The organism is Pseudomonas sp. BIGb0558, from assembly GCF_024807515.1.
Taxonomy (GTDB): Bacteria; Pseudomonadota; Gammaproteobacteria; order Pseudomonadales; family Pseudomonadaceae; genus Aquipseudomonas; species Aquipseudomonas yamanorum_A.
Genome location: NZ_JANUEW010000044.1, coordinates 1 through 17,409, shown reverse-complemented (window position 1 = coordinate 17,409; position 17,409 = coordinate 1). Strand labels below are relative to the sequence as shown.

Sequence of the window (17,409 nt, the reverse complement as noted above, 5' to 3'; positions counted from 1 at the left end):
CGATGCAGGCGCTGCGGTCTGACAGGTACACCGAGGTGACCCTATCGCAGCCTCGCCGGGGCTCGACAGCTCCCACAAGGGACCACCGCTGTTTTCAGCATTAATTTTCAACGCTGTATTAAAGAGAAGCTTCCGTCACCCCATGCGTATCGATCCTCGCCCGTTGCCCGCCGTCCTGCCATTCCTCGGTGAATTGCCACCGTTGTTGACCCGTCTCTACGCCGCACGCGGGGTGCAATCGGAAGCCGAGCTGGATAAAAGCCTGGCGCGGCTGATCCCGTATCAGCAGCTCAAGGGTATCGATGCCGCCGTGGACCTGCTGGTGACGGCCCTGGAGCAGCGCCAGCGGATCCTGATCGTGGGGGACTTCGACGCCGACGGCGCCACCGCGAGCACCGTGGGCACCCTGGGCCTGCGCCTGCTGGGTGCCGCGCATGTCGACTACCTGGTGCCCAACCGCTTCGAATACGGCTACGGCCTGACCCCGGAAATCGTCGCCGTGGCCCTGCAGCGCCAGCCACAGCTGCTGATCACCGTGGACAACGGCATCTCCAGCGTCGAAGGCGTGGCGGCGGCGAAAGCGGCGGGGCTCAAGGTGCTGGTCACCGACCACCACTTGCCGGGCGATGAATTGCCGGCGGCCGACGCCATCGTCAACCCGAACCAGCCGGGCTGTGAATTTCCCAGCAAGGCCCTGGCCGGTGTCGGCGTGATCTTCTACGTACTGATGGCCCTGCGCGCGCGTTTGCGCAGCCTGGGCTGGTACGAGAACAAGCCGCAGCCGAACATCGGCGAACTGCTGGATCTGGTTGCCCTGGGCAGCGTGGCCGACGTGGTCCCGCTGGACGCCAACAACCGCATCCTCGTCTACCAGGGCCTGGAACGCATTCGCGCCGGTCGCGCACGGCCCGGGATCAAGGCGATCCTCGAAGTGGCCAAGCGCGATCACGCCCGCATCACCTCCACCGACCTCGGTTTTATCCTCGGCCCACGCCTGAACGCCGCGGGTCGCCTGGATGACATGAGCCTGGGCATCGAATGCCTGCTCACCACGGATTTCGCCGCTGCCCGGGAAATGGCCGCGCAACTGGACGGCATGAACCAGGACCGTAAATCCATCGAGCAAGGCATGCAGCGCGAGGCCCTGGCCCAGCTCAAGGACTTGCCGGTGGAGTCCATGCCGTATGGCTTGTGCCTGTTCGATCCGGAATGGCACCAGGGCGTCATCGGCATCCTCGCCTCGCGGATGAAAGAGCGCTACTTCCGCCCGACCATTGCCTTTGCCGATGCCGGTGACGGCCTGCTCAAGGGCTCCGGGCGTTCTGTGCCGGGCTTCCATATCCGTGACGCGCTGGCCGTGGTGGCCAGCCAGCATCCGACACTGATCGCCAAGTACGGCGGTCACGCTATGGCGGCAGGTCTTACGTTGCCCGAGGCCAATTTCCCACTGTTCGCCGAAGCCTTTGACGCCGAAGTGCGCCGGCAACTGCGTGAAGAAGACCTGACGGGCCGGCTGCTGTCCGACGGCACCCTGGCGGTTGAAGAATTTCACCTGGAACTGGCCCGCGCCCTGCGCAACGCCGGGCCGTGGGGCCAGCATTTCCCCGAGCCGTTGTTCCACGGGGTGTTCCAGTTGGTGGAGCAGCGGGTGGTCGGCGAGCGTCACCTGAAAGTGGTGCTCAAGAGTGAATGCGGTTCGGTGAAACTGGATGGCATCGCGTTTGGTATCGACCGTGAAATCTGGCCCAACCCCACCATTCGCTGGGTGGAACTGGCCTACAAGCTCGACGTGAACGAGTTCCGTGGCCAGGAAACCGTGCAATTGATGATTGCCCACATCGAGCCGCGCTGAACCCTGTGCAATCCTCTGTTGTCGACTAGTCTCTAAGCACTGTGTGATCGGTCTTGTGACCTTGTCTTATTTCAGCCCGCCGGGGACGGGTTTTTCGTCGACCGTTCAAACAGAACCCTGGAGCCTGCCCACTGCATAAAAGAGGTGCCCCATGAGTCTGCTGCTTGAACCCTATACCCTGCGCCAACTGACCCTGCTCAACCGCATCGCCGTGTCGCCGATGTGCCAGTATTCCAGCGTCGATGGCCTGGCCAATGACTGGCACCTGGTGCACCTCGGCAGCCGTGCCGTCGGCGGCGCCGGGCTGATCTTCACCGAAGCCACCGCCGTGACCGCCGATGGCCGCATCACCGCCCAGGACCTTGGGCTGTGGAACGACGAACAGATCGAACCCCTGCAACGCATCACCCGTTTTATCAACGCCCAGGGCGCGGTGGCGGGCATCCAACTGGCCCACGCCGGGCGCAAGGCCAGTACGCACCGGCCGTGGATCGGCAAGCACGGCAGCGTCAAGCCGGAAGACGGCGGCTGGGTGCCGGTGGGTCCATCGCCCATTGCCTTCGACCCGCAGCACACCTCACCCAAGCAACTGGACGAAGGGCAGATCCAGCAAGTGATCGCTGACTTTGTCGCGGCCGCCAAGCGAGCGCTGACCGCCGGTTTTAAAGTGGCGGAAATCCATGCGGCCCATGGCTACCTGTTGCATCAGTTTCTCTCGCCCCTGAGCAACCAACGCCAAGACCAGTACGGCGGCTCGTTCGAAAACCGTATCCGCCTGGTGCTGCAAGTGACCACGGCGGTGCGTGAAGCCTGGCCGCAGGAGCTGCCGCTGTTTGTGCGGGTGTCGGCCACCGATTGGGTCGAAGACGGCTGGAACCCGGATGAAACCGTGGAACTGGCGCGTCGCCTGAAAGATCTGGGCGTGGACCTCATCGACGTCTCTTCCGGTGGCACCGCCGCCAATGCGGAAATTCCTACCGGCCCCGGTTATCAGACCCGCTTCGCCGAGCGTGTGCGCAAAGAGTCAGGGATCGCCACCGGCACCGTGGGCATGATTACCGAGCCGGCTCAGGCCGAGCACATCCTGCGCACCTGCCAGGCCGATATCATTTTCCTCGCCCGTGAACTGTTGCGTGATCCTTACTGGCCACTGCATGCCGACGATGACCTCGGTGGGCGCAAGGCGATCTGGCCGGCGCAATACCAGCGGGCGACCCACAGGGACCAGCCGATTCATGAGTCGGATCTGCGGGATTGATCTGTACGGCAATCGTGGTAAACATGAAAACCCGCCGTTGATCCGGCGGGTTTTTTATTGGCCTCACACCGGAGAAACCTATGTTGCACCTGATCTGCGGCAAAATCGCATCCGGCAAATCGACCCTGACCCAGCAATTGTCCCAGGGACCCCAGGCGGTATTGATCAGCGAGGATGAGTGGCTGGCTCGGCTCTATCCCGGACAGATCCAGGCCCTTGGCGACTATGTGCGCTGCACCGGCCTCCTGCGTGATGCGTTGACGGCGCATATCATTTCCTTGCTCAAAGCCGGTGTTTCGGTGGTGCTGGATTTTCCCGCCAACACCTTGGCCAGTCGCCGCTGGATGCGCTCCTTGTTCGAAGGCGCAGGCGTTGACCACCAATTGCATTACCTGGATGTGCCGGACGCGGTCTGCAAGGCACGTCTGCGTGCGCGCAATGCCGCCGGCACCCACGCATTTGAAACCAGTGATGCCCAGTTTGACCTGATAACCGGCTATTTCGAAGCGCCCCGTGTAGAAGAGGGGTTCAGCGTCATTCGCTATGAGGCGTCGCAAAATAATGTGGGATAGGGCTGTAGGTCATTGCCCTGTAAGCAGTTTTTTAAGTGATTACTCTAAAAAACTCTCACGCCCGGCAAGATAGTTTCTACGCTTACAGTAAGTCTGATTTCTGGCCCAGGAAGTCAGTCTGTGGGGCCTTCGCTGGCATCGCACATCGCGGGACAAGGTTATGGGCAACCAGGAGCAGTTGACTGACACGAGGAGACAGTCCATGGCCAAGTCTTATGGTGTAGCGGGGGTTTTATCGTCCTTTCTGGCCCGCAGGCTGTCGTTGCGAGGCAGGCGCTTGAGTTCGGACGAGGAGCAATTGCTGGAGCAGTACCGCGCCCTCACCGAGAGTGATCAGGTGGCGATGCGGTACTTGATTGGGGCGATGAAAAGTATTTCGCGGTTCTGAGCACGCCGAAGGGGCATTCCCACGCAAGCGTGGGAACGTTCGCTATCAGATGTACTTACGCTTGTCTGGCGCGGGTGGGAAGTACTGGTACAGCCAGGTTTCACTCAAGGTGCGGTCCTGGGTGCGGATGAACAGTCGCAGTTCAACCGGCTCGACACTGTCGCTGGTGGGGTACCAGTCAAACAGAATCCGATAGCCCTTGATGGCATCCAGCACCAACACGCTGAAGTCCTTGACCTCACCATGGGAGCAGGTCACCACCGGTTCGATCCCGGTGCCTTCAGGCAAACGATCCAGGCCGCCGCCGTTGAAGTCCACGGCAAAGCGCCGCGCCCACACCTCGGGGTAATGCTCGCCCGGTGCCCAGCCTTCGGTAAAGCCGCCCATGCCTGAACGGGTCGCGTTGACCTGTGCCAGCGGCGTGCTGACCGGCGGCAGGGCGCTCCAGTAGAGCTTGTAGCCGTAGTTCAGGGACTCGCCGGCCGCCACGGGCTTTTTCGGGGTCCAGAAGGCCACGATGTTGTCCAGGGTCTCGCCGGTTGTAGGAATTTCCAGCAGGTCGATCGAGCCTTCGCCCCACGCAGTTGTCGGTTCTACCCACAGGCTTGGACGCTTGCTGTACCAGTCCACGGTGTCCTGGTAGCTGGCGAACTCATGGTCGGTCTGCACCAGGCCGAAGCCTTTCGGGTCGGTGTCGGCAAAGGCGTTGAATTGCAGGGTGGCCGGGTTGTTCAGCGGGCGGCAGATCCACTCGCCATTGCCGCGCCACATGGCCAGGCGATCCGAGTCGTGGATTTGCGGGTGGATGGTGTCGCACATCCGCCGCTCAACGGTGCCGCAACTGAACATACTGGTCATCGGGGCGATGCCCAACTGTTCGATAGCGGTACGCGCGTTGATATGGGCGTCAATGGCCATCACCACCTGGTTGGCCTGGCAGTCGATATCGAAGCGGTAGGCACCTGTGGCGCTCGGCGAATCCAGCAGGGCGTAGACCACGAAGCGGGTGCTGTCCTTGTCCGGGGTTTCGAACCAGAACTTGGTGAAGTCCGGGAACTCCTCGCGCTTTTTCGCGTAGGTGTCGATGGCCAGGCCGCGTGCGGAAAGGCCGTACTGGCCGGTGGAATCCACCGCCCGGAAGTAGCTGGCGCCGAGGAAGGACAGCACGTCGTGGCGGTCCAGTTCCGGGGCCTTGAACAGCTTGAAGCCGGAGAAACCCAGGTCGCCGGTCAGCTGCTTGGTGTCCACCGTGGTTTTTTCATAGTTGAACAGCGAAGGGCGAAAGTGCACCTCGCGGGCCTGGCGGGTTTTCGGGTCGACGCTGTACATGCGCACCGGCGTCTTGAAACCCATGCCGACGTGGAAGAATTGCACGTCCAGTTGGCCGTTCAACTCTTTCCACAGCGAATGCTTGCCGTCGTAGCCGATGGCATTGAAATTCTGCGGGGTCATGGTCGCCAGGGTCGGCGGCAGCACCTGCTTGGTGTCCTGGTAGCGATTGCTGGCCAGTTGCTTGGCCTGGATCTTCAGGGCTTCGAAATCGAAAGCCTGAGCCTCGCCATCAGCGGCGCGATTGCCCGCCCAGGCTTGAGCGGCCAGCAGGCCACTGGCCGACAGACCGGTGTAAGCCGCAATGGCCATGGACGCTTTGAGCAAATTCCTACGGTGCATAAATACAACCTGTCGTGAACAATCCCGCGCCGTTCCTGGCACGTGCTGGATCAAGAAAAACGGTTCGGACATGCCTTCGGCCAAACGCAACGGACATTAAACAGATGCCAAATAGCTTAAGCGGTTCGGTGCGCAAGGAAAAATGATTGATGGCGGGTTGATGGCGTTGCATATGAAACAAGACGTGTCAGGGTCTGAAGTGAACGCAATCCCTTTATCAATGAAGATCAAATGTGGGAGCTGGCTTGCCTGCGATGGCATCGCCCCGGTCTGTCTGACAGACCGAGGTGCCCCCATCGCAGGCAAGCCAGCTCCCACAGGTTTAACTCACTTCACCTACCGCCCGATATGCCTCATCAATCGCCGCATGGGCATACGCGCTCCACGCCGCATCCGAGTTGGCGATGCTCACATGCCCCACCGGCTTGCGCGCCAGGTTCTTCAGTTTTTCGCTTTCATCGGCATCGTCAAACAAGCTGTTGGAGAAGGTCGCATAGCCGTGTGACCAACGGTTGACAGTGATCGCCAGAATGTCGGTCTGGTGGTTGAAACCGCCCGGGCCGAGCATGCGTTGCAGTTGATCCCGCAACTGCGCTTCCAGTTGTTCAAACGTCTGCCCGTACAGCTTGCCCCGCCCGGCGCGGGCCTGGTCGCGGCCGTTCATGCCGCTGTTGGGGCTGGTGGGCACGTACACCATGTGCAAACCGATCGGCTGCGTCGGGTCACGCGGGTGCTCGTAACCGCCCATGCTCACCGGGTAGTCGAGCTTGATCCGGCTGTAGGGCTGGGTGGCCGCGTAGATCTCATGCACCCCCAGCTTCTGGAACGACGTCCAGTTGCGCACCACCACTTTGGTATAAACCAGCGGGTACTTCACGTTCTGGCTCAGGGCCTGGGCCTGTGGCGCCGGCAGGTCCCGCAGCAGGTACGGGATCATCATGTTGTAGCAGGCCAGGATGCAGCGCTTGCCACGCACCTGTGCGAGTTGGCCGCCACGGCTGTAGCCGATGTGCACGCCGTCACCGACGTTACGCACACTCACCGCCGTGCTGTTGAGGCGTACCCGCACCGGTGTCTTGGGTTGATCGAGCTTGGCGTAGTCAAACGGTGCCAGCACGATGTCGTCCATGGTGTGTCCGGGCGCCACGGTCGGAATCAGGCTGCGTACCAGCAAGCGTGCCAGCGACGCGTTGCCGTCTGGGAAGTGGTAGATGTAAGGCTCTTCCATTTCCGCTGCAGCTTCTTCGCTGATGGGCGCGAGATTCATCCCGCCAAAACCCGGGAAACCCACGCTGTAGGCATCGGCCGACGCCACGGCATCGATGCTCAAGGCCATGAAGTCGTTGGTGCGACTCTGGAAGTACTTCACCGCACCTTCCGACAATCCCACGTCCTTGAGCAGGAAATCGCGGTAGCTGGTGGCGGCGAGATATTCTTCCTTTTCCTCGGCGGATTTGCCCGGCAGGTAATCCTTGGGCGCGACGTGCAGGGCGATCAGCGCCTGGCGGTCGGCCTGCGGCAACGGGAAGTCATTGATGAAGTCGCTGATGGAGCGCGCGTGCAGTTGGTCCGGGGCGATGTCGTCGGCGACCATCGGTGTCGGGTCGCCGGTGACCAGTTTGTCTTCGCCGAAGTTTTCCTTGTCGAAGAACACCCCGCGGGACAAACCCAGGCCCGGGTAGAACTGGCGGTCGAACGCGGTCTCGAAGCGCTTGATGTTTACCCCGAGTTTCTTCAACAGTCCGTTTACTTCTTTGCTGTAAAGATGATTCGGCGACTGAAACGCTTCGCTGCCGCCGTAACCGATGATCATCCGGCCACCTGCCTGGAATTCATTGCGCTTGGCGTGGCCACCGAAGTCGTCGTGGTTTTCCAGGATCAGGATCTTCGCCTGCGGGTGCTTCTCACGGTAGAACCACGCCGCCGACAAACCGCTCAAGCCTCCGCCGACCACCACCAGGTCGTAGTCTTCGGTAATGGGCAGTTTATCGGTGTCGAAGGCCTTCTTTTCCCAGCCCATCTGGTGGGCGATTTCGAATGAGCCGACATGGCTGCCGCGCAAGCCGGTGAGGGCGGGCGGGTAGTAGCGGCCATCGGGAGCGGCCTGGAGGAGTTGCAGGGGCGTCATGCCGGCGGCAATGGTGATGGCGACGCCGTTGAGGAAGTCGCGGCGGGTGATATCCATGGGAACCTGCGAATTATTTATTGTTATGAGGAGATCCCCTGTGGGGGCGGGCCGTTGTGGCGAGGGAGCTTGCTCCCGCTGGGCTGCGTAGCGGCCCCAAAAATCCTGGGAGCGCTGCGCACTCCAGCGGGAGCAAGCTCCCTCGCCACAGTGAGCTCGCTTCGACAGGGGTTATGGGTCAGTGCTTGAACATCACATGGCGAACGGTGGTGTAGTCCTCCAGGCCATACATGGACATGTCCTTGCCATAGCCAGACAGTTTCTGACCGCCGTGAGGCATTTCGCTGACCAGCATGAAGTGGGTATTCACCCAGGTGCAGCCGTATTGCAGGCGGGCAGCCAGGCGGTGGGCGCGGCCGACATCGGCGGTCCACACCGACGACGCCAGGCCGTAGTCCGAATCATTGGCCCAGCCCAATACCTGGGCCTCGTCATTAAACTTCGTCACCGAAACCACTGGCCCGAACACCTCGCGGCGCACGATTTCATCGTCCTGCTGCGCATCGGCCAATACCGTCGGCTCAAAGAAGAACCCGTTGCCTTCCACCGCCTTGCCGCCGGTGATCAGGCGGATGTGGGATTGCGCCACGGCACGCTCCACAAACCCAGCGACACGGTCGCGATGCTGCGCTGTGATCAGCGGGCCCAACTCGGTGGCCGGGTCATCCTGCAAACCGTACTTGATGCTGGCGACGGCCGCGCCGAGCTTTTCGACGAAGGCATCGTAGATATCGGCCTGTGCATAAATCCGGCAGGCCGCGGTGCAATCCTGGCCGGCGTTGTAGAAACCAAAGGTACGAATGCCCTCAACCGCCGCGTCGATATCGGCGTCGTTGAAGATGATCACCGGTGCCTTGCCGCCCAGTTCCATGTGCATGCGTTTGACGCTGTCGGCGGTGCTGGAAATGATATTGGCACCGGTGGCAATCGAACCCGTCAGCGACACCATGCGCACTTTCGGATGATTCACCAGCGGGCTGCCCACGGTCGGCCCACGGCCAAACACCAGGTTGAGTACACCGGCCGGGAAAATTTCAGCGGCCAGCTCCACCAGACGCAACGCGGTCAGCGGGGTTTGTTCCGACGGCTTGAGCACCACGGTATTCCCGGCGGCCAGGGCCGGGGCGATTTTCCAGGCGACCATCATCAGCGGGTAGTTCCACGGCGCGATGGAGGCAATCACGCCCACCGGGTCGCGACGGATCATCGAGGTGTGGCCCGGCAGGTATTCACCGCCGGCCGAACCGCTCATGCAGCGGCTGGCGCCGGCGAAGAAGCGGAACACGTCGGCCACCGCCGGGATCTCGTCGTTCAGCGCGGCGCTGTAGGGCTTGCCGCAGTTGTCCGACTCCAGCTTGGCCAGTTCTTCGCCATGGGCTTCGATGGCGTCGGCGAGTTTGAGCAGCAGCAGCGAGCGGTCTTTGGGCGGGGTCTGGGACCAGCCTTCAAAGGCGCTGTCGGCGGCGCGCACGGCGGCGTCGACCTGGGCTTCGCTGGCTTCCTTGATCTCTACCAGCACCCGGCCCAGTGCCGGGTTGAACACCGGCTGTGCCGGGCCTTCGCCTTCGACCAGTTGGCCGTTGATCAGCAGTTTGGTTTGCATGGTTCAGTCCTCTTAAAGCTGCATCGTTTCCCCTGCCGAAACCAGCGTCATTTGTAGGAGCCGGCTTGCCGGCGATGGCGGTGTGTCAGGTGATACCGCCATCGCTGGCAAGCCAGCTCCTACAGTGGATCCGGTTTCGTCAGTGGCAATTATTTACCGCCACTACCGGCCACGCTTTCGCCGCCGCGGGTGAGGTAATAGGCACCCAGAATCGGGAACATCGTCACGATCATCACCAGCATCGCCACCACGTTGGTCACCGGCACATCCCGTGGCCGGCTCAACTGGTTGAGCAGCCACAGCGGCAAGGTGCGCTCGTGGCCGGCAGTGAAGGTGGTGACGATGATTTCGTCGAACGACAGCGCAAACGCCAGCATGCCGCCGGCCAGCAACGCCGAGCCGAGGTTGGGCATGATGATGTAGCGGAAGGTCTGCCAGCCGTCGGCACCGAGGTCCATCGAGGCTTCGATCAGGCTGTGGGAAGTGCGGCGCAAACGGGCGATCACGTTGTTGTAGACGATCACCACGCAGAAGGTCGCGTGGCCGACGATGATGGTGAACATCCCCGGTTCAATGCCCAGCGTCTTGAAGGTCGCGAGCAAGGCGATACCGGTGATGATCCCCGGCAGCGCAATCGGCAGGATCAGCATCAGCGAGATGCCCTGCTTGCCGAAAAACTCCCGGCGATACAACGCCGCCGACGCCAGGGTGCCGAGCACCATCGCAATCAGCGTGGCAATGGCCGCGATTTGCAGCGACAGCTTGATCGCTTCCAGCACGTCCGGCCGCGAGAAGGCCACGCTGAACCACTTCAGGGTGAAGCCCTGGGGCGGAAAGCTGAAGGCCGCTTCTTCGGTGTTGAAGGCGTAGAGAAAGATGATCAGGATCGGGAAGTGCAGGAAAACCAACCCACCCCAGGCCGCGATCTTGAGACTCCATGAAGCTTTTTCAGAGTGCATCGAAGGCCCCCAGACGTTTGACGATGGACAGGTAAACCGCGATCAGCACGATCGGCACCAGGGTGAACGCTGCAGCCATGGGCATGTTGCCGATGGCACCTTGCTGGGCGTACACCATGCCGCCCACGAAGTAACCCGGCGGGCCCACCAGTTGCGGCACGATGAAGTCCCCCAGGGTCAGCGAGAACGTGAAGATCGAACCCGCCGCAATCCCTGGCACCGACAGCGGCAGAATCACCTGCATGAAGGTCTGGCGCGGCTTGGCGCCCAAGTCTGCCGAGGCTTGCAGCAACGACGGCGGCAAACGCTCCAGCGAGGCCTGGATCGGCAGAATCATGAACGGCAGCCAGATGTACACAAACACCATGAACCGCCCCAGGTGCGAGGTGCTCAAGGTGCTGCCGCCCACGCCGGGAATGCCCATGATGAATTGCAGCGCCGGCTCCAGGCCCAGGTGCTGCACGAACCACTGCGCCACGCCGCCCTTGGCCAGCAGCAGGGTCCAGGCGTAGGCCTTGACGATGTAGCTGGCCCACATCGGCATCATCACCGCGATGTAGAAAAACGCCTTGGTCTTGCCCGTGGTGTAGCGCGCCATGTAGTAGGCGATGGGGAACGCGACGATGGCGCTGGCGATGGACACCACGACCGCCATGCTCAAGGTGCGCACGATGATGTCGAAGTTCGACGGCTGGAACAGCGCGGCGAAGTTGGCCAGGGTCAGGTCCGGCGTCACCGCCATGGTGAAGTCGTCAAACGTGTAGAAGCCTTGCCACAGCAGGGTCAGCAACGAACCCAGGTAGATCGCGCCGAACCAGATCAGCGGCGGCACCAGCAGCAGCGACAGGTACAGGTTGGGCTTCTTGTACAGCAGGTTGGAAAACCTGCGCATCGGGGGTTGGGACAGGGCCAGGCTCATGTCACACCTCGCCTGCGATGTCGGTCAGCGGCGTCATGGCTTCCCGCGCCCAGCGCGCCGTGATGGACTGGCCGACCTGATGCCCGGCGGTGGTGTCCAGCCATTGATTGTTGGCCTGGCTGATGTTCAGGGCCTGGCCGTTTTCCAGTTTCAGTTCATAGCGCGTGGCGCTGCCCTGGTACTGGATGTCATGCAGCAGGCCGCTGACTTCCACTTCGCCAGTGCCCAGCGGGCCTTCGGCGAAACGCACGTGTTCCGGGCGGATCGAGAACGGCTGCGGGTTACCGCTCAAGCGTTGCGCCAGTTCACCGCGAATCACGTTGGAGGTGCCGACGAATTCCGCGACGAAGGTGGTGGCGGGCTTCATGTACAGGTTGCGCGGGGTGTCGACCTGTTCGATGCGGCCCTTGTTGAACACCGCCACGCGGTCGGACATCGACAGCGCTTCGGTCTGGTCGTGGGTCACGAAGATGAAGGTGATGCCGAGCTGGCGTTGCAGCTTCTTCAGCTCGCTTTGCATCTGTTCCCGCAGTTTCAGGTCGAGTGCGCCAAGGGGCTCGTCGAGCAGCAAAACGCGAGGGCGATTGACCAGTGCGCGGGCCAGGGCCACACGTTGACGCTGGCCGCCGGAGAGTTGCACCGGCTTGCGGTCGCCGTAGCCGCCGAGGGCCACCATGCCCAAGGCCTCTTCGGCGCGGTTGAGGCGTTCGGTCTTGGCCACGCCTTTGACTTTCAGGCCATAGGCCACGTTGTCCCGCACGTTCATGTGGGGGAACAGCGCGTAATCCTGGAACACAGTGTTCACGTCGCGCTGATACGGCGGCAGGCCGGCGGCTTCCTCGCCGTGAATCCGGATGGAACCGGCACTCGGTTGTTCGAAACCGGCTATCAGGCGCAGGCACGTGGTTTTGCCCGAGCCGGAAGGGCCGAGCATGGAGAAGAACTCGCCGTCCTGGATATCGATGGAAACCCGGTCAACGGCTTTCACTTCGCCGAACTGACGGGAAACGTGGGTGAATTGGACTGCAAGCGTCATGGTGCGGTGCTCCAAAAAGGCGCGTTTTGGATAAAAATCAAATCCGAGGCGGTGCGCAAATTCGCAGCCTCGTTTCACTCGACAGCTCCTACATTCGGCGTAGGCGCTGTCGAGCGCAGGCGATGTTTTATTGAGGTCGCGTAGCAGCTGCCGAGGTACGAGGCTGCGTTGGGCCGCGAAGCGGCCCCAAGGGCTTAGCGGCCGCCCATGATCGCGATGTAATCCTGGGTCCAGCGGCTGTACGGCACGAACTTGCCGCCTTCAGCCTGTGGGGTTTTCCAGAAGGCGATCTTCTCGAACTGGTCGAAACCGTTGGTCTTGCAACCCTCGGCGCCGAGCAATTCGCTTTCCTTGCACGCGGCAGGCACCGCCGGCAGCGAACCGAACCACGAGGCCACATCACCCTGGACCTTCGGCTGCAGCGACCAGTCCATCCACTTGTAGGCGCAGTTCGGGTGCTTGGCATCGGTGTGCAGCATGGTGGTGTCCGCCCAGCCGGTGGCGCCTTCCTTCGGAATGGTCGAGGCGATCGGCTGCTTCTCGTTCACCAGGCCGTTGACCTGATACGGCCACGCACTGGAGGCCACCACGCCTTCGTTCTTGAAGTCACTCATTTGCACGGTGGTGTCGTGCCAGTAGCGGTGGATCAACGGCTGCTGGGCGCGCAACAGGTCGAGCACGGCCTTGTACTGGGTTTCGGTCAGCTCGTACGGGCTCTGGATGCCCAGTTCCGGCTTGGTGGCCTTGAGGTACAGCGCCGCATCGGCGATGTAGATCGGGCCGTCATAGGCCTGCACGCGGCCTTTGTTCGGCTTGCCGTCCGGCAGGTTCTGCGCGTCGAACACCACGTTCCAGCTGGTGGGCGCGGTCTTGAACACGTTGGTGTTGTACATCAACACGTTCGGGCCCCACTGGTACGGCGTGCCGTACGTCTGCTGGCCCACCACGTACCACGGCGCATCCTTGAGGCGCGGGTCGATGTTCTTCCAGTTGGGGATCAGCGAGGTGTTGATCGGCTGTACGCGCTTGCCGACGATCAGTCGCAACGAGGCATCGCCCGACGCGGTGACCAGGTCGTAGCCGCCCTTGGCCATCAAGCTCACCATCTCGTCAGAGGTGGCGGCGGTCTTGACGTTGACCTTGCAGCCGGTCTCTTTCTCGAAACCGGTGACCCAGTCGTAGTTCTTGTCGCTTTCGCCACGTTCGATATAGCCGGGCCAGGCGACGATATCCAACTGGCCTTCACCGGCACCCACCGCCTTGAGCGGTTCGGCGGCCTGGATGCTGACACTGGCCAGCAGCGCGGTGGTCAGGGCACTGAGCAGTGCGGTCTTGTGCGCAGACATGGGGGTTCCCTCTTCTTTAATTATGGTCGGGGCAGTTTTTGCAGCAGGTGGTGCATGAGCGTAGTTGTTGTTTTAAAGATGCTGGCCGTGGCGCGCCATGATGTGCCGCACCACGCTGTAGTCCTGTAGCGAATCGCTGGACAGATCTTTCCCATACCCCGAGCGCTTCAAGCCGCCGTGGGGCATTTCGCTGACCAGCATGAAATGGCTGTTGATCCAGGTGCAGCCGTATTGCAGGCGCGATGCAACCTGCATGGCCTTGTCCAGGTTCTGGGTCCAGACGGAAGAGGCCAGGCCATATTCCGAGTCGTTGGCCCAGTCCACGGCCTGTTCCAGTTCATCGAAGCGGGTCACGGTGACCACCGGGCCGAACACTTCGCGCTGCACGATTTCATCATTCTGTTTGCAACCGGCCAGCAACGTTGGCTGGTAGAAGAACCCGGCGCCGGAATGCACGGCGGCACCGGTGATGCGTTCGATATGCGGCTGGCCGAGGGCACGCTCGACAAAACTGGCCACGCGGTCGCGCTGGCGCGTACTGATCAGCGGGCCGAGTTCGTTGTCCGCATCACGCTTGCCGGCAAACCGCAGGCTGCTGACGGCGGCGCCGAGGTCGGCCACCAATTTGTCGTGGATGCCGGCCTGGGCGTAGATGCGGCACGCGGCGGTGCAGTCCTGGCCGGCGTTGTAATAACCGTAGGCGCGCACGCCTTCGACCACGGCTTGCAGGTCGGCGTCGTTGCACACGATCACCGGTGCCTTGCCGCCCAGTTCCAGGTGGGTGCGCTTAAGTGTCTTGGAGGCGGCCTGGAGGATTTTCTGCCCGGTGACGATATCGCCGGTCAACGACACCATGCGCACTTTCGGGTGGCTGACCAAATGGCTGCCGACGCCTTCGCCGCCGCCACACAGAATGTTGATCACCCCGCGCGGCAACAGTTGGCTCAGCGCGGGGGCCAGGGCCAGGATCGACAGCGGCGTGTGTTCCGACGGCTTGAACACCAGGGTATTGCCGGCGGCCAGGGCCGGGGCGATTTTCCAGGCGGCCATCATCAGCGGGTAATTCCATGGCGCGATCGAGGCGACCACGCCAATCGGATCGCGGCGCACCATGCTGGTGTAGCCCGGCAGGTATTCACCGCTCAGTTGCCCGGTCTGGCAGCGCACGGCGCCGGCGAAGAAACGGAACACATCGACGGTGGCGCTCAAGTCGTCCTGGCGCGCCAGGTGCAACGGCTTGCCGCAGTTCAGCGATTCCAGGCGGGCGAGGTAGTCGGCTTGTTTTTCGATGGCATCGGCGATGCCCAGGAGAATGTTCGAACGCTGCTGGGGCGTGGTCCGCGACCAACCGGCAAAGGCGCGGTGGGCGGCCAGGATTGCGGCTTCAACCTGTTCGGTGCTGGCTTCGGCGATGTGGGTGAGGATTTCACCGGTGGCCGGGTTGATGATCGGCTCGACAAAACCTTCGCCTGCGACCAGTTCGCCGTCGATCAGCAACGCAGTGAGCAGCGGTGTGGGCGCGCCAGACATTTTTCGCGATCTCTTTTCTTGTGTGGTCATGGCTGTTCTCGTACGAGGCGCCTGACCTTCTCTTATGGGATGAGCAGAGACTAGAGGTCAGGCGCGAGGTCAACAAATACTAAATACTGAAAGCAGCATTCGATTAAATAGATGGCTTGCGTGGGTGGGGCTGTTCGCGCGCCACCGTCAGGAACGGGTCCACCAGCGCCGGGCGTGCCGTGCCCCGGCGCCAGGCCAGGCCCACGTCGAGGGTCTGGCTGAGATCGGCGATCGGCCGGGCCTCGATGATGTCGCCTTCCAGCGACCAGGGACGGTAGGTCATGTCCGGCTGGATCGACACGCCCAGGCCAGCGGCGACCAGGCTTCGCACGGCTTCCGTCGAGGCTGTGCGCAATGTGACGCGAGGTTGCAGGCCGGCGCCGGTCCACATGCGCTGGGCGTTGTGGCCCATTTCATCGACGTTCAACTGAATCAGTGGCTCGCGGGCTACGTCGGCGAGGTTGATGCTGTCGTGTTCCAGCAGCGGGTGCTGGGCCGGCAGCCACAGGCGATGGGGTGAGTGGGTCAGCACTTCGGTCTGCAGGGCGTGGCGGTCTTCGAGATTGGAGAGGATCAGCACGCCGACGTCGATTTCGCCGCTGACCAGCAAGTGTTCGATGTAGGGGCGTTCGTCTTCCATCACGCGAATTTCGACATTGGGGTAGGCGCGCTGGAAGCGGGTGAGCAGATCGGCCAGGTAATAGCCGGCCACCAGGCTGGTCACGCCGATGATCAGCTGCCCGGCTACCTGGTCGGTGCTCTGTTGCAGGCTGCGCTTGGCGTTGTCGACGGTGGCCAGGATCAGGTGCGCCTGGCGCAGGAACTGGTGGCCCTGGTGGGTCAGGGTCATGCCCTTGGCGTGGCGGTTGAACAGGTTGACGCCGATTTCCTGCTCCAGTTGCTGGATCGCCAGGGTCAGGGTGGACTGGGAGATGAAGGCGGTCTGGGCGGCGGCGGAGATCGAGCCGGTCTCGGCCACGGCGATGAAATGACGGATCTGACGCAAGGTCATCATGCTGGAATTACCAGTGGGGTGTTTTTATAGATTTGTTCGAGTGTATATCGTTTTAATTGAGGGGTAGGGGCGTTACATCTGGAAGCACTCTAGATCGGGGGTTTTTGGCACTTAGTTTTACGCTGGGGGCCTATTGGTCCTATGAACCTGCGTTTCTGGAGGCTGTTAATGAATACTCGTGGATTGCTTGATCAACTGCTCAAATCTGGCCAGGACATGTTGCAGAACAAGGCTGGTGGGCAGCGTAAAGGTGAGGATAAGGGGGCCCTTGGCGGCCTGCTCGGCAGCGGTGGGTTGGGCAGCTTGCTCGGTGGTGCGGGCGGGGGCGCCTTGGCAGCCGGCGCTATGGGGCTTTTGTTGGGGAACAAGAAAGCTCGCAAGTTTGGTGGCAAGGCGCTGACGTACGGCGGATTGGCCGCGCTGGGTGTGATTGCCTACAAGGCTTACGGCAATTGGCAGGCGCAGCAGGCCAGTGCGCCCCGGGGTGAGCCGCAGACGATTGATCGCTTGCCGGCCGCTCAGGTTGAGCTGCATAGCCAGGCGATTCTCAAGGCGTTGGTGGCGGCGGCCAAGGCGGATGGGCACGTGGATGAGCGTGAGCGTGAGTTGATCGAAGGGGAGTTTGTGAAGCTGGATAATGATCAGGAGTTGCAGCATTGGTTGCATGCTGAGCTGAATAAGCCGCTGGATCCGGCTGATGTTGCCCGGGCGGCCAGTACGCCGGAGATGGCGGCTGAGATGTATATCGCCAGTGTGATGTTGGTGGATGAGGAGAACTTCATGGAGAAGGCTTATCTCGATGAGTTGGCGCGGCAGCTTAAGTTGGAGCCGGGGTTGAAGGTTGAGCTTGAGAAGCAGGTGCGGCAGGTGGTGGCTGGTTGATTGATTGATTGATTGATTGATTGATTGATTGATTGATTGAGTACATATCCGTTGCTGCGGTAACGGCTACTTAGGGTTCCGCTCTTACAGCGGGTCACTTTTGGCAAACGCCCGGAATGCCGGCCCAGCCAAAAGTAACCAAAAGGTCTTTGCCCCACCACTC

Annotated in this window: 14 protein-coding genes; 5 read left to right on the top strand and 9 right to left on the bottom strand. The window is 61.8% G+C overall.

The window, feature by feature from the left end:
* Window positions 1-142 precede the first annotated feature (142 nt).
* The 4 genes from recJ to M2400_RS29400 all read left to right on the top strand — a co-directional run bounded on the left by recJ (window position 143) and on the right by M2400_RS29400 (window position 4,070).
* Complete coding sequence (recJ, locus tag M2400_RS29415; RefSeq protein ID WP_177046946.1) at window positions 143-1,852, top strand: single-stranded-DNA-specific exonuclease RecJ; 1,710 nt, start codon at window positions 143-145, stop codon at window positions 1,850-1,852.
* A gap of 151 nt (window positions 1,853-2,003) precedes the next feature.
* Window positions 2,004-3,110: an NADH:flavin oxidoreductase/NADH oxidase gene (locus tag M2400_RS29410; protein WP_177046944.1), complete on the top strand. Its 1,107-nt coding sequence runs from the start codon at window positions 2,004-2,006 to the stop codon at window positions 3,108-3,110.
* 80 nt (window positions 3,111-3,190) lie between these two features.
* Window positions 3,191-3,682, top strand: a complete 492-nt coding sequence (locus M2400_RS29405) for an ATP-binding protein (RefSeq protein WP_177046942.1) — start codon at window positions 3,191-3,193, stop codon at window positions 3,680-3,682.
* A gap of 202 nt (window positions 3,683-3,884) precedes the next feature.
* A complete protein-coding gene (locus M2400_RS29400; RefSeq protein ID WP_177046940.1) occupies window positions 3,885-4,070 on the top strand; it encodes a hypothetical protein in 186 nt (61 codons plus the stop codon).
* A gap of 45 nt (window positions 4,071-4,115) precedes the next feature.
* Here M2400_RS29400 and M2400_RS29395 read toward each other — a convergent pair whose 3' ends face one another.
* From M2400_RS29395 to M2400_RS29355, 9 genes are all read right to left on the bottom strand, one after another.
* Window positions 4,116-5,741, bottom strand: a complete 1,626-nt coding sequence (locus tag M2400_RS29395; RefSeq protein WP_177046938.1) for a glucan biosynthesis protein D — start codon at window positions 5,739-5,741, stop codon at window positions 4,116-4,118.
* Between the two features lie 322 nt (window positions 5,742-6,063).
* Window positions 6,064-7,926: an FAD/NAD(P)-binding protein gene (locus tag M2400_RS29390; protein WP_177046936.1), complete on the bottom strand. Its 1,863-nt coding sequence runs from the start codon at window positions 7,924-7,926 to the stop codon at window positions 6,064-6,066.
* 178 nt (window positions 7,927-8,104) lie between these two features.
* Window positions 8,105-9,529, bottom strand: a complete 1,425-nt coding sequence (locus tag M2400_RS29385) for a gamma-aminobutyraldehyde dehydrogenase (RefSeq protein WP_177077449.1) — start codon at window positions 9,527-9,529, stop codon at window positions 8,105-8,107.
* Between the two features lie 149 nt (window positions 9,530-9,678).
* Complete coding sequence (locus tag M2400_RS29380) at window positions 9,679-10,488, bottom strand: ABC transporter permease (RefSeq protein ID WP_063032954.1); 810 nt, start codon at window positions 10,486-10,488, stop codon at window positions 9,679-9,681.
* Window positions 10,478-11,407, bottom strand: coding sequence for an ABC transporter permease (locus M2400_RS29375; protein ID WP_003209552.1), 930 nt, complete (start codon window positions 11,405-11,407; stop codon window positions 10,478-10,480). The genes M2400_RS29380 and M2400_RS29375 overlap by 11 nt, the downstream gene beginning before the upstream one ends.
* A 1-nt stretch (window position 11,408) precedes the next feature.
* Entirely contained in the window at window positions 11,409-12,443 is a 1,035-nt protein-coding gene (locus M2400_RS29370; protein WP_177046932.1) for an ABC transporter ATP-binding protein, read from the bottom strand.
* Between the two features lie 194 nt (window positions 12,444-12,637).
* Entirely contained in the window at window positions 12,638-13,789 is a 1,152-nt protein-coding gene (gene ydcS, locus M2400_RS29365; protein ID WP_003209550.1) for a putative ABC transporter substrate-binding protein YdcS, read from the bottom strand.
* Window positions 13,790-13,861: 72 nt separating this feature from the next.
* A complete protein-coding gene (locus M2400_RS29360) occupies window positions 13,862-15,319 on the bottom strand; it encodes a gamma-aminobutyraldehyde dehydrogenase (RefSeq protein WP_177046928.1) in 1,458 nt (485 codons plus the stop codon).
* 133 nt (window positions 15,320-15,452) lie between these two features.
* Window positions 15,453-16,364 (bottom strand): LysR family transcriptional regulator, encoded by a 912-nt coding sequence (locus tag M2400_RS29355; protein ID WP_003209548.1) that lies wholly within the window; start codon window positions 16,362-16,364, stop codon window positions 15,453-15,455.
* A 168-nt stretch (window positions 16,365-16,532) separates the two neighbouring features.
* On the opposite strand from M2400_RS29355, the gene M2400_RS29350 reads away from it, so the two are divergent.
* Window positions 16,533-17,246, top strand: coding sequence for a tellurite resistance TerB family protein (locus tag M2400_RS29350; protein WP_177047268.1), 714 nt, complete (start codon window positions 16,533-16,535; stop codon window positions 17,244-17,246).
* Window positions 17,247-17,409 lie beyond the last annotated feature (163 nt).

Excerpts from the sequence above, each read along its gene's own strand:
- M2400_RS29385 (WP_177077449.1), bottom strand. The coding sequence starts at position 9,529 with ATGCAAACCAAACTGCTGATCAACGGCCAACTGGTCGAAGGCGAAGGC.
- M2400_RS29355 (WP_003209548.1), bottom strand. The coding sequence starts at position 16,364 with ATGATGACCTTGCGTCAGATCCGTCATTTCATCGCCGTGGCCGAGACC.
- M2400_RS29370 (WP_177046932.1), bottom strand. The coding sequence starts at position 12,443 with ATGACGCTTGCAGTCCAATTCACCCACGTTTCCCGTCAGTTCGGCGAA.
- M2400_RS29380 (WP_063032954.1), bottom strand. The coding sequence starts at position 10,488 with ATGCACTCTGAAAAAGCTTCATGGAGTCTCAAGATCGCGGCCTGGGGT.
- M2400_RS29405 (WP_177046942.1), top strand. The coding sequence starts at position 3,191 with ATGTTGCACCTGATCTGCGGCAAAATCGCATCCGGCAAATCGACCCTG.
- M2400_RS29375 (WP_003209552.1), bottom strand. The coding sequence starts at position 11,407 with ATGAGCCTGGCCCTGTCCCAACCCCCGATGCGCAGGTTTTCCAACCTG.
- M2400_RS29395 (WP_177046938.1), bottom strand. The coding sequence starts at position 5,741 with ATGCACCGTAGGAATTTGCTCAAAGCGTCCATGGCCATTGCGGCTTAC.
- M2400_RS29410 (WP_177046944.1), top strand. The coding sequence starts at position 2,004 with ATGAGTCTGCTGCTTGAACCCTATACCCTGCGCCAACTGACCCTGCTC.
- M2400_RS29360 (WP_177046928.1), bottom strand. The coding sequence starts at position 15,319 with ATGTCTGGCGCGCCCACACCGCTGCTCACTGCGTTGCTGATCGACGGC.
- recJ (WP_177046946.1), top strand. The coding sequence starts at position 143 with ATGCGTATCGATCCTCGCCCGTTGCCCGCCGTCCTGCCATTCCTCGGT.
- M2400_RS29350 (WP_177047268.1), top strand. The coding sequence starts at position 16,533 with ATGAATACTCGTGGATTGCTTGATCAACTGCTCAAATCTGGCCAGGAC.
- M2400_RS29400 (WP_177046940.1), top strand. The coding sequence starts at position 3,885 with ATGGCCAAGTCTTATGGTGTAGCGGGGGTTTTATCGTCCTTTCTGGCC.
- ydcS (WP_003209550.1), bottom strand. The coding sequence starts at position 13,789 with ATGTCTGCGCACAAGACCGCACTGCTCAGTGCCCTGACCACCGCGCTG.
- M2400_RS29390 (WP_177046936.1), bottom strand. The coding sequence starts at position 7,926 with ATGGATATCACCCGCCGCGACTTCCTCAACGGCGTCGCCATCACCATT.